Origin of the sequence: Actinoplanes sp. NPDC026623 (assembly GCF_040638275.1) — a bacterium.
Classification (GTDB): Bacteria; Actinomycetota; Actinomycetes; order Mycobacteriales; family Micromonosporaceae; genus Actinoplanes.
The window spans coordinates 22,350-34,030 of the sequence record NZ_JBEZXZ010000088.1; the positions used below are offsets into that span (position 1 = coordinate 22,350).

Sequence of the window (11,681 nt, forward strand, 5' to 3'; positions counted from 1 at the left end):
CCTCACCTCAGCCGCCCGGACCGGCTGACCCGGTCGGCCGCCGCGCCGTCGGCGCTCTCGTAGTCGCGGCCGGCGGCCGACAGCGCGTCCGCGGCCAGCGACAGGTTCTCCCGCACGTAGGCCATCAGCTCGTCCTGCTTGATGTGGCGTGCCTCCAGGATCCCGGCGATCCACCCACACAACAGCCCGTACGCGGCGCCGTCCGCGGCGATGGCCGCGCTGGCGCCCGTGACCGCACCGAACCGGGCCTGTACCGCCTCGACGCTCGCCACGTGCCGGCGTAGCTGCGCCGGGTCGACGGTGAACTCGTCACCCATGGGTCCCCTGCCTCCAGGCGTCGTCGTCGGGTCCGGGCTCGCGCAGTTGCCGCTCGACCCGGTCGGCGATCGCCTGCCCGGCCACCGAGTCCGGCCCCATCGTCTCGACGATGATCTCCCGGGAGCGCTCGGCGGCCTGGCGCCGGGCATTCCCGACGGCGGTCAGCACGGCCCGCGCCACAGCGTCCGGCTCGACCCGTTGGATCCGGGTGGTGAACCGCAGATCGACGAGGACGCCTGTCGAATCGATGGTGACCTCGACCAGGTCGTTGCCGTCGCGCCCGCCGACCCGCAGCCGGGCGAGACGGTCGCTCGCCGCCTGGGTGTCCGCCGCCCGGCGCTCGATGTCCGCCTTCCACCGGCCCAGATACTCCATGGCGCCGTCGGGATCCAACACGCCGTCACCGTCGGTCAACCCAGGCATACCACTCACCCCGCTTCGGGGTGAAGTTTAACAACGACCCGCATCACTGCCGGGCCCGCGCGGGCCGGTCATTGACCGGCGTCCGGCACCTGAGCAGCCAGGATGCGTTCCGCGGCGGCGCGCGTCTGCTCGTCGAAGAGCACGAGGCGGGCGACCTCCACAGTGCTCCGCACGCTCCGCAGGGCCGTCAGCGCCTGGGCGACGGCGTCGTCCTTCGGCCACCGGTACACGCCCGAGGAGATCAGCGGGAACGCGATCGACCGCGCCCCCAGCTCGTCGGCGATCGCCAGCGACGCGGTGTAACAGCTACGCAGCAGCGGCGAGCGGTCCTCGTCCGCGCTGAACACCGGCCCCACGGTGTGGATCACCCAGCGGGCGGACAGCCGCCCGGCGGTGGTCGCCACCGCGCCGCCGACCGCGAGGCCCCGTCCGTAGTGGCCGGCCCGCAGCGCGCGGCACTCCGCCAGGATCGCCGGTCCGCCCCGGCGGTGGATCGCGCCGTCGACACCGCCGCCGCCCAGCAGCGACGAGTTCGCCGCGTTGACGATGGCGTCGACGCGTTCGGCGGTGATGTCGCCCGTGACCAGCTCGATCCGCACTGCACCGTCTCCTCGCCGACCCGCCGGGTCCCGCATCGGCGCCGCGATGCGGCGCCGAGCCCAAAGCTACCCGACGCTCGCATTTCGGTCGCTCGCCCGCAACCGACCGCGACGCGCCTCCTCCCGTTGCGGGATCGTGCCGATGCTCCGGCGGGTCACCGCGCGACGTCCGCCGGCAGGCGGTCCGGCAGCCCGGGAACGCCGGCTCGTCGACCTCGCCCGGCCTCGTGTCCGCACCCATCCCGTCATCCTTCCGCCTCGTCATGTCCGCTCGTAGGTATGACGGGTGCGGGCGGGACAACTGATCAGTCGGCGTCGCGCTGCACCTGTACGTCCCTGGCGGCCTGTGCGAAGGCGCGGATCAGCGGAGTCTCACCGGCGCTGCGCCACACCGCCGCGTACTGAAGGACCGGCCCGTCGGTGAAGGGCACGAAGGCGATGTCGCGGCGCCGCCGGGAGGCGGCGACATACGATCCGACGGGGGACACGACGCTGCCGGAGGCGATCGCCGTGAGGCCCTCCTCGAGGGTGGCCACGGCGATTCCGCGCCGGATGGGCCGCCCGGCCGGCGTCACGAACGGGGTGTGCGACTGCCACACGTAGTCCGGAATGGGCCCCTCCAGATCCGCCACCGGGTAATCGCCGAGCTCCTCCATCTCGACCCGGTCCCGGCCGGCCAGCTGATGATCGGCGGCGACGGCCAGCACCAGCGGCTCGGTGTGCAGCTCCGGCCCGACGGTGAGGTCGGGCTCGCGGACGGGCAGCCAGAGGATCCCGACGTCGATCCGGCCGGAGCGCAGCGCGCCGAACGGGTCGGCGGGCGGCACCTCGCGCAAGCGCACCTCACATCGCGGATGCCGCTGGCGGAACAGCTCGAGGACGGCGGCGATCTCCTGGTGGTGGGTGTCCATCGTGCCGACGTTCAGATTGCCGGAGTGCCCGCTGGCGGTCGCGGCGGCCTCCTCGATGCCCCCCATGATCTCGCCGTAGCCCGCGGCGAGCCGGTCGCGCAGCCGCTCGCCCAGCGGGGTGAGCCGCACGCTGCGGCTGGTCCGCTCGAACAGGGCTCCGCCGATCCGGCGCTCCTGCTGCTTGATCGACTGACTGACCCGCGCCTGTGACACCCGCAGACGTTCCGCCGTCCGTCCGAAATGGAGCTCATCGGCCAGCGCCAGGAATATCTCGATGTCGCGTAGCTCCACCGGGCCGTACCTCCTCGATCCATGATCGTCGCGCCGCGAGTCTACGGCCGTGGCCCCGCCGGGCGTCGAACGATAACCGTCGGCTTATCCGGCGGTTCGATCTTTCGCGTTGTTCGGCGCCGGCGGCCGGGCGATCGTGGATCCCATGAGCGAAACCTTGATCGACATCGTGAAGGTGCCGGATCACCCCGCGCTCTCACGGTGGCGGGCCGTGGCGCCGCACGGTTCCGTGGTCGGGGTGGCCGGCCTGCGGCCGGCCGTCGTGGCGGGGGGCGACCTGCTGCTGCTCGCGGCCCCGGCGGTGAAACCGGGCTCCGCCGAGCTGAGCCTGTCTGTGGCGCCGGGGTGGCGGCGCCGCGGTATCGGCTCCCGGCTCCTGGCCACCGTGCGGGAGGGGGCCGCCGGGCCCTGCCTGGTCGCCGACGTGACCGACGGCTCGCCGGGGGAGGCGTTCTGCCTGCGGCACGGCTTCCGGCGCATCCGTTCCTGGCGCCGCGAGCTGCTCGGCCTCGGCGACGTGCACGGCGTCTGGCTGCGCGAGCCCTGATCCAGCGCCTGCGCGAGGTGCACCCGCACGTCCACGAGATCGAAACCGCCGTGGCCGAGGACGATCTCCGGCCGGTCGCCGGACACCGGCACCTCGGTTTCCATCCCGTACGCCGGACCCGCCGCTACGAACTCACCCTGCCATAGCGTTCACTCTCATCCCAATGCAACGACGTCAGTGGCCATCGTTGCGTTAAAAATAGAGCCGTTGCAACGAAATTATCGTCTCTACCTGCGTTAACGCTGTCAGCATGCAATTAAGTCGTTGCGTGATTTTCGAACGCAACGTAGCGTTTTCGAAGTAAGAAACAACGTATCGAAGGAGCACGAGATGCAGACGTTCGCCACCCCCGCCCCGATCTCCGCCGTCCTGAACATCCCCGCCGGCAGGGTCCGGTTCATCGCCGCGGACCGCGCCGACGCCACCGTCGAGATCCTGCCCGCCGACGCCGCGAAGACCCGCGACGTCACCGCCGCGCAGCACACCACCGTCGAATACGGCGACGGCGTCCTGCGCATCACCGGAACCATCCCCGCCAAGAACCGGATCCTCGGCAACGCCGGCGTCGTCGAGATCACCGTCCAGCTGCCCGCCGGCTCCCACCTCCAGGCCAAGACCGCCACCGCCGAACTCCGCGGCGTCGGCCGCCTCGGCGACGTCACCTACGACAGCGCACACGGCACCGTCAAGCTCGACGAGACCGCCGGGCTGCACCTCACCATCGCCGCCGGCGACGTCCACGTCGGCCGCCTCGGCGGCCCCGCACAGATCAGCACCCAGCAGGGCGACATCACCATCACCGAAGCCACCGACGGTGCCGTCGAACTGAGCACCCAGGCCGGCGACATCACCATCGGCGCCGCACCCGGCGTCTCCGCCAGCCTCAACGCGGGCACCGGCTACGGCCGCATCGACAACGCCCTCAGGAACACCGGCACCCCCGGCCTCACCATCCACGCCACCGCCGCCTACGGCGACATCACCGCCCGCAGCCTCTGAAGGAGCAGACCATCATGACGAACCTGGCCATCGCGGCGAACGGGCTGCGCAAGTCATACGGCGACAAGGTCGTGCTCGACGGCGTCGACCTCGCCGTCGCCGAAGGAACGATCTTCGCCCTGCTCGGCCCGAACGGCGCCGGCAAGACCACGGCCGTGAAGATCCTCTCCACGCTCATCTCCGCCGGCCCGGGCACTGGCGGCATCCACATCGGCGGCCACGACCTGGCCGCCGACCCGCAGGCGGTCCGCGCCGCGATCGGCGTCACCGGCCAGTTCTCCGCCGTCGACGGCCTGATCACCGGCGAGGAGAACATGCTGCTCATGGCGGACCTGCACCACCTGTCCCGCGGCGAGGCCCGGCGCACCACGGCCGGGCTGCTGGAGCGCTTCGACCTGGTCGACGCCGCGAAGAAGCCCGCCTCCAGCTACTCCGGCGGCATGAAGCGCCGCCTGGACATCGCCATGACGCTGGTCGGCAACCCGCGGATCATCTTCCTCGACGAGCCCACCACCGGCCTCGACCCCCGCGCCCGGCACACCATGTGGCAGATCGTCCGCGAGCTGGTCGCCGACGGCGTCACCGTCCTGCTCACCACCCAGTACCTGGAGGAGGCCGACGAACTCGCCGACCGCATCGCCGTGCTGCACAACGGCCGGATCGCCGCCGAGGGCACCGCGGAGGAGCTGAAGCGGCTGATCCCCGGTGGGCACGTGCGGCTGCGCTTCACCGACCCGGTCGCCTACCAGTCCGCGACCCTCGCCCTGCCCGAGGTCGCCCGCGACGACGAGGCGCTGACGCTACAGATCCCCTGCGGCGGCAGCCAGCGCGAGCTCCGCGCCATCCTCGACCGGCTGGACGACGCCGGCATCGAGGCCGACGACCTCACCGTGCACACCCCCGACCTCGACGACGTCTTCTTCGCGCTCACCGCCGACGCCGACGTCACCGCCAAGCCCAAGGAGACCGTCCGATGAGCACCCTCGCCCTCGCCGCCCGCGACTCGTCCACGATGCTGCGCCGCAACCTGCTGCACGCCCGGCGCTACCCGTCGCTGACCCTGAACCTGCTGCTGACCCCGATCATGCTGTTGTTGCTGTTCGTCTACATATTCGGCGACACGATGGGCTCGGGCATCGTCGGCGGCGGGGGCCGGTCCGCGTACCTCGCGTACATCGTCCCGGGGCTGTTGCTGATGACCATCGGCAGCACCGTGATCGGGACCGCGGTGTCCGTCTCCAACGACATGGCCGAGGGCATCATCGCCCGCTTCCGCACGATGGCGATCCACCGCCCGTCGGTGCTGGTCGGGCACGTCGTCGGCAGCGTGATGCAGTCGGTCATGAGCGTGGTCCTGGTCGGTGCGGTCGCCGTCGCCATCGGCTTCCGGTCGACGGACGCCACGGTCCTGGACTGGCTGGCGGCGTTCGGGGTCCTCGTCCTGTTCGCCCTGGCGCTCACCTGGCTCGCGGTCGGCCTCGGCCTGGTCAGCCCGAACGCCGAGGCGGCCAGCAACAACGCGATGCCGCTGATCCTGCTGCCGCTGCTGTCCAGCGCCTTCGTCCCGGTCGACTCGATGCCCGGCTGGTTTCAGCCGATCGCCGAGTACCAGCCCTTCACGCCCGCCATCGAAACCCTCCGGGGCCTGCTGCTGGGCACCGAGATCGGCCGCAACGGGTGGCTCACCGTCGCCTGGTGCGTTGGCCTCACCGTCCTCGGCTACTTCTGGTCCACCTCGACGTTCAACCGCGACCCGAAATAGCCGCGGACGCGGAACGGGGCGGCGTACTCCGACACCACGTCGGCGTACGCCGCCCCGCCGCTTCTCCGGGTCAGCCGGCCGGCCGGTTTCCGCGGCGGTCCGCGGTCCGCGTGTGTGGTCCGGGTGCCGGCGCCGCGTCCACGACCTCCACCGAGAGCACCGCCCGGGCGTCGACGGTCACGTTCGCGGGCACCCCCGCCGACGCGCCGGCCGTCACGTCGCGCTCGCCCAGATACCGGTAACTGTCGGCGGCGAAGATCAGCTCCGACCGGATGCCCTGCCGGGCAGCGGGCGCCCGACGGCGATGCCCGGCCGGCCGGCCCCGTCGACCGCGTCGGCGATCAGCCGCACGTCGGGCTGCGCGGACATCAGCTGGTACACCGCCGCCCGCAGCCTCGGCGGTGCGAGGGGTGCGGGCGAGGCCGGCCGGCACGTCCCAGGTCTCCTCCGCCCGGGAGGCGCCGCGGTTGCGGCGGAGGCGCCGGCCAGGGCGCCTCCGCGGCGGGGGATTACCGTACGGCCCAGACCTGCGCCCCGGTGCCGTTGCACTCCCAGAGCTGGACCAGCGTCCCGTTCGCGGTGCCGCCGGCGTTGACGTCGATGCACTTGCCGGACGCGGTGACGACGATCGTGCCGTTGGCATTGAAGGTGAACTTCTGCGCCGCGGTGCCGTTGCAGATCCAGCTCTGCACCTTGGTGCCGTTGGCGGTGCCGGCGCCGCTCACGTCGAGGCACCGGTCACCGAAGATCCGCAGCTCGCCGGCCGCGGTGCGGGTCCAGCGCTGGTTGCTGCCGCCATGGCAGTCCCAGATGAGCGCCTGGGCGCCGTTGGTGCCGCTGGCACCGGAGATGTCGAGGCAGCGGGTGGCCTGCGGATTCGAGAGCAGCGCCGCCGCACCGGTCGGCGGCGTCGTGATGGTGCCCAGGCTCGCCGGAACGGACTGCAGCGCGGAGAACCACCGCGCGGCCATCTTGTCGTATCCCGTCGCGTTCGGGTGCAGGCCGTCGGCGAGGTCGGCGACGGTGAGCGCCGAGTGCATGTCGACCAGGTGGGTCATCGGGCCCTTCTGCGCGACGATGCCGGGCAGCGCGGCGTTGAACGTCTGCGTCTTCGTCTCGTTGCCCGCGTTGCTGGTGGGGGTGATCTGCGCGACGAAGAGCTCGACGTTGGGCGCCAGCACCCGGATGTGGTCGATGAGCGCCGACAGCCGGGCCGGGGCGTTGGCCACGTCGTAGTTCTGCCCGATGTCGTTGGTGCCGATGTGCAGCAGGATCGTCCGGGGGTTCGCCGTACGCATCCAGCCGGTGATGTTCGCGTCGAGCTCGTCGATGCGCCAGCCGGAGTGGCCCTCGTGGTCGTGGTCACCGAGGGCGGCCGGCCCGTTGAAGCCCGAGCCGACGAAGTCGGTCAACCGGCCGGCGTTCGCCAGGCGCTGCCACAGCCCGATCCGGTAGCCGCCGGGCACGTTGAATCCGTCCGTGATGGAGTCGCCGAGCGGCATTATCCGTACGCCGCCGTTCGACTCGGCCATGGCCGGCGTGCCGCCCGCGACCGCCAGTCCGATCGCCAGGGCGAGCCCGAGGCCGGCCGCTCCCCATCGCCTGAGGTTCAATCGCATAGCTGATCCTTTCGTGCGTTCCGGGGTTTCGGGGCGTCGGGTCAGCTGCGGAACCACTTCTGATTGGCGCCGCCGTTGCAGGTCCAGATCTCCATCAGGGTGCCGTTGGCGGTGCCGTGCGCGGTCGCGTCGAGGCACTTGCCGGAGCTGGCGCCGACGATGGTGCCGTCGGCGTTGATGGTCCATTGCTGGTTGGTGCCGCCGGTGCAGTCCCAGATGATCACCGGGGTGCCGTCGGCGGTGCCGCCCCCGCTGGCGTCGAGGCACTTGGCGCCGTAGACCATCAGTTGCTTGGATGCGGTGGCCGTCCACGACTGGTTGGCCGCGACGTTGCAGTCCCAGAGGGCGACCACGGTGCCGTTCGCCTCGGTGGCGCCGGGCACGTCGACGCACCGCCCGGACTCCTGCCCGCGCAGCACGCCGACCGTCTGCTGCGGCGGCGGCGGGCCGGCGTTCTGGGTGATGGTGAGGTTGTCGAACTGGTCGGTCTGGTATCCCACCACGCCGAGCCCGGCCTGGCCGGTGGCGTACGAGCCGTCGTTGACGGTGCCGAGGGTGGTGCCGTCGAGGACGGCGGTGATCTGGGTGCCGGTGAAGCCCAGCCTGATGTTGTGCCAGGTGTTCAGGCCGAGCGCGGGCCGGGTGCCCGAGGCCAGCGTCGTGTCGGTGTTGGAGGTGGTGTGCCTGGTGATCGACCAGGCGCCGGTGTTGCCGATCCGCAGCTGATAGGCGGCCTGCCGGTTCTGCGGGCGCAGTTGGGTGTTGGCCCGGCCGAGCAGGGTGACGGTGCCGGCCTGCTGCATGTTCACGTCGACGCCGACCGTGTAGTTGTACCAGGATGGGTCGCCGATGAGGGTGAAGGCGTCGCTGTCGTCCTGCCAGTTGATCGGCTGGACCGGGGCGACCTGTTGCAGGCAGTTGCCGGAGCGGCCGGCGGCGCAGGCGCGTACCTCGTAGGAGCCCTGCATGTCCTCGGTGTATCGGGGCAGGGCGCGGCCGGCGTACCCGTCGAAGTTGTCGGAGTACGGCAGCGCGAGGCCGCCGCCGGCCGGGCTGGTCGCGGTGCCCTTGCCCTGCCCGGTCGTGGTGGTGACCGAGTAGATGCGGTTGGGCTGCAGGGTCAGCGTGTAGGCGCCCCCGGACGGCACGATGTCGGCCTGCCGGGCGAAGTGGTCGGCGGGGTTGTTCGAGCCCATGTCGGTCGCCCAGACGTGCACGGTGCCGGTGCTCAGGCCGCCCGAGACGGTGACGTTGACGGTCTGCGCGGCGGTGCTCCCGCTGGTCTCGTAGACGGTGGTGTAGTCGCTGTTGTTCGGCGACTTCAGCGAGACGTAGCTGCCGTTGGCCCGGTTTCCGCCGAGGTAGCCGCTGGCCGAGCTGTTGAGGTAGTGCCAGCCCGGCTGGGTGAACTGCCCATAATGGGCGTTGGCCCACAGGTTCTTGCCGACCCGGTACGCGCCGGACCACGGCGACCCGGCGTCCATGAGCCCGACCGTCGCGTACGGCAGGTTCGGGGTGATCGCGGCGATCAGCGGCCAGTTCAGGTATCCGCTGATCTCCGCGTCGAGGTATCCGCGGTTGACCGTGCGGATGTAGGGCACCACGCCCGAGTTGTCGTCCTGCGAGCCGAACTCGCTGGCCCACAGGGGTTTGCCGGAGTTGCGCGCGTTCTGCGTGGTGGAGCAGGACTCGGCCTGGGACAGGTAGCCGCAGACGTAGTGGTTGCCGAGCACGCCGACGGCGTTCTTGAGGGTCGCGTCGCCGGCGAACTCGTCGGCCATGCCCCAGCCGCTGTCGTCGCCGACGATCTGCACGGAGCCGTAACCGGCCGCGTTGAGCGCGCTGCGCAGGTTCTTGTACCAGCCGCTGTCGTGGCCGCGCTCGTTCCAGCCGCCGAGGTAGCTGATGGTCAGGCCGTGCTGCCTGGCGCAGTTCAGCCAGGAAATGTCGTAGTCGATCATGTCCTGGGACCAGAAGTTGTGGTTGCCGACCCAGCCGGGCGCGGTCCACGGCAGGGCGACCAGCTTGATGTTCGGGTTGCGCGCGACAGCCTGCCCGCCGAGCCAGAACTCGTACCCCACGTTGCAGTTGATGTCTCCGCGCACGTGCTGGTGGCTGGGCTCGGAGCCGTCGGTGGAGTTGGCGTCGCCGCCGATCTCGAGCTTGAGCAGCTGGACCGCGGCGCCGTAGCCCGGTTTGAACAGGTAGTCCAGGATCTGCGAGCGCTGCGGCTCGGGGTAGTCGACCAGCAGCCGCGAGTTGCCGCCGCCACCGCTGATCGCGCCGACGCCGTCGAAGGTGCGGCCGACGATGCCGCCGTTCACGTTGACCGCCGTGGTGGCGGCCTGCGCCGGGGCCGCGCCGGCGACGCCGACGGCCGAGGCGAGCAGTGCCAGGCACGAGAGCGTGATCATTTTTGTGCGAATGCGTTGGCCTAGATGGGCGGGATGCATGAGCCCTCTCCTTCCGTGCGGGGATCACGAGGAGTCGTTCATCGCGCGGGGACGCGACTGCTCTGAGCACGAGAAATCCTGCCCACGGCGCCCTCGGCGGGGTGTCGGCGGCATCGACGTGGATGCCGCCGCCCCGGGTAGGCGCCGCGTGGTCGAGGGCCAGGATGGCCGCCGGCTCAGCCGTCAGTCGAACAAACCCAGACATCGATAATCAAAGATGAACGTGGTGCGAAAGTCAATGTTCCCGGCGACAAGATGCCGCTCATTGGAGGGTGAGGGCGTACAGCTGGATGCGGGCGTCGTCGGGCAGGGTGACCGAGCGCAGGTCCTTGCCCGGATCCAGCGCGACGGCGAAGCCGAACAGGCTGACCGCCGGCCCGTCGGTGCCCTGGCCTGCCTTGATCCGGTGCGGCATGGCGAGCACCGTCGTCCCGCCGCTGCCCGGGGTGCCGCACCAGTCCGGGACCGTCAGCGCCGCCGCGGCGGTGCTGCCGTCGGCGTACCGGACGGTCACCGTGCCGGGCGTCGCGCCGTGATGGGCGGCGACGACGAGCCGCATCGTGCCGCGCCGCACGGTGGGCAGCGGCAGGGTCTGCCGGCCGGCCTGGACGAAGTTGCGGGCGGTGCCCGCGGTCGGCGGGGCGCTGTAGGCCACCCCGCCCCAGGTCACCGTGCCGGCCGGCGGGAGCAGCGCGGCGTCGTAGCTCCAGCCGCTGTCGTCGAAGTTGCCCTCCCCGGAGGCCGTCGTCGTGGCGGTGCCGTCCCGGGTGCGTGCCGCGGAGAGGTCGACCGCACACTGCGTACCGGAGGTCACGGCGCAGTTGGCCGCCGCCGTGGTGTTCACCGACGGCGGCTGGTCGGCCGCGGCGGTGCCCCAGGCCGACGGCGCGGTGCCGACGGTGTGCGCGATGGTGCCGCCGCGGGCGATGGTCTGCCAATCGAGCCAGTTCGGGGCGTGCGCGGCGCCGTTGACCTGTACGGACTGCACGTAGCGGCGGGCGTCGCCGACGTCCGGCGCGGTGATCGTCAGGGTTCCGCCCTGCCGGTCGGCGTACCCGCCGATCCGCACCGTGGCCGACGGGAACTGCGGGCTGCTCACGGTCAGGAAGTTCGCGCCGCTCATGGTCGGGTAGAGGCCGAGGGAGGAGAAGACGTACCAGGCGCTCATCGTGCCGAGGTCGTCGTTTCCGGTCATGCCGTCCGGGCCGGTGGTGAACAGCGTCATCGCGGCGCGGACCACGGTGGCGGTCTTGGCCGGGGCGCCGGCCCAGTGATACAGGTACGGCGCCAGCAGGTCCGGCTCGTTGTTCGGGTTGTAGGTCGCCTTGCCGTAGTAGTCGTAGGGGCTGGCGATCCAGTCGGCGCGCGCGGTGCCGGCCGGATCGGTCAGCAGCTTCGGGTACGCGAAGAAGCTGTCGAGCCGCTGCTCGGCCGACTGCCGCCCGCCCATCAGCGAGACCAGCCCGGCCGGGTCCTGCGGCACCAGCCACTGATACTGGTAGGCGCCGCCCTCGTGGAACTGGTGACCCGCGTCGACCGGGTTGTACGGCGTGACCCACGAGCCCGACGTGGTCCGCGGCCGGAACTGCTTGATCGAGGCGTCCCAGAGGTTGTGGTACCACTGCCCGCGCCCGGCGAGCAGCTTGGCGTCGGCGGTCTGGCCGAGCGCGGTGGCCATCAGGGCGAGGGAGGCGTCCGCCGCGGCGTATTCGAGGGTGGCCGAGGCGGGGTGGACGCAGTCGTTGTCGCCGCCCTGGTG

General features: G+C 71.4%; 12 protein-coding genes. 4 read left to right on the top strand and 8 right to left on the bottom strand.

The features are described from left to right. Nucleotides 1-2: 2 nt before the first annotated feature. The 4 genes from AB0F10_RS24530 to AB0F10_RS24545 form a co-directional block, all read right to left on the bottom strand. Entirely contained in the window at nt 3-317 is a 315-nt protein-coding gene (locus tag AB0F10_RS24530; RefSeq protein ID WP_360629297.1) for a type VII secretion target, read from the bottom strand. Beyond that, a complete protein-coding gene (locus tag AB0F10_RS24535) occupies nt 310-741 on the bottom strand; it encodes a YbaB/EbfC family nucleoid-associated protein (protein WP_360629300.1) in 432 nt (143 codons plus the stop codon). Before AB0F10_RS24535 ends, AB0F10_RS24530 begins: the two co-directional genes overlap by 8 nt. A gap of 68 nt (nt 742-809) precedes the next feature. Continuing rightward, nucleotides 810-1,340, bottom strand: coding sequence for an O-acetyl-ADP-ribose deacetylase (locus AB0F10_RS24540; RefSeq protein ID WP_360629303.1), 531 nt, complete (start codon nt 1,338-1,340; stop codon nt 810-812). Nucleotides 1,341-1,645: 305 nt separating this feature from the next. Further along, the gene (locus AB0F10_RS24545; protein WP_360629306.1) at nt 1,646-2,542 is read right to left on the bottom strand and encodes a LysR family transcriptional regulator; all 897 of its coding nucleotides are present in this window, start codon (nt 2,540-2,542) and stop codon (nt 1,646-1,648) included. 145 nt (nt 2,543-2,687) lie between these two features. Here AB0F10_RS24545 and AB0F10_RS24550 point away from each other — a divergent pair, with 145 nt between their 5' ends. The 4 genes from AB0F10_RS24550 to AB0F10_RS24565 all read left to right on the top strand — a co-directional run bounded on the left by AB0F10_RS24550 (nt 2,688) and on the right by AB0F10_RS24565 (nt 5,850). Beyond that, nucleotides 2,688-3,089 carry a GNAT family N-acetyltransferase gene (locus AB0F10_RS24550; RefSeq protein ID WP_360629309.1) on the top strand — a complete coding sequence of 134 codons (402 nt, stop codon included), beginning with the start codon at nt 2,688-2,690 and terminating at the stop codon, nt 3,087-3,089. 330 nt (nt 3,090-3,419) lie between these two features. Then, nucleotides 3,420-4,088 (top strand): DUF4097 family beta strand repeat-containing protein, encoded by a 669-nt coding sequence (locus tag AB0F10_RS24555; protein WP_360629313.1) that lies wholly within the window; start codon nt 3,420-3,422, stop codon nt 4,086-4,088. Between the two features lie 14 nt (nt 4,089-4,102). Further along, entirely contained in the window at nt 4,103-5,065 is a 963-nt protein-coding gene (locus tag AB0F10_RS24560) for an ATP-binding cassette domain-containing protein (RefSeq protein WP_360629316.1), read from the top strand. Further along, the gene (locus AB0F10_RS24565) at nt 5,062-5,850 is read left to right on the top strand and encodes an ABC transporter permease (protein ID WP_360629319.1); all 789 of its coding nucleotides are present in this window, start codon (nt 5,062-5,064) and stop codon (nt 5,848-5,850) included. The genes AB0F10_RS24560 and AB0F10_RS24565 overlap by 4 nt, the downstream gene beginning before the upstream one ends. Before the next feature lie 70 nt (nt 5,851-5,920). On the opposite strand, the gene AB0F10_RS24570 is transcribed toward AB0F10_RS24565, so the two are convergent. The 4 genes from AB0F10_RS24570 to AB0F10_RS24585 all read right to left on the bottom strand — a co-directional run. Further along, on the bottom strand, nt 5,921-6,067 hold the full coding sequence (locus AB0F10_RS24570; protein ID WP_360629322.1) for a hypothetical protein: 147 nt from the start codon (nt 6,065-6,067) through the stop codon (nt 5,921-5,923). Between the two features lie 292 nt (nt 6,068-6,359). After that, nucleotides 6,360-7,469, bottom strand: a complete 1,110-nt coding sequence (locus AB0F10_RS24575) for an RICIN domain-containing protein (RefSeq protein WP_360629325.1) — start codon at nt 7,467-7,469, stop codon at nt 6,360-6,362. Between the two features lie 41 nt (nt 7,470-7,510). Then, nucleotides 7,511-9,883, bottom strand: a complete 2,373-nt coding sequence (locus tag AB0F10_RS24580; protein ID WP_360629328.1) for a ricin-type beta-trefoil lectin domain protein — start codon at nt 9,881-9,883, stop codon at nt 7,511-7,513. A 301-nt stretch (nt 9,884-10,184) separates the two neighbouring features. Continuing rightward, a partial coding sequence (locus AB0F10_RS24585; RefSeq protein WP_360629331.1) for a glycoside hydrolase domain-containing protein occupies nt 10,185-11,681 on the bottom strand: 1,497 nt, incomplete at its 5' end.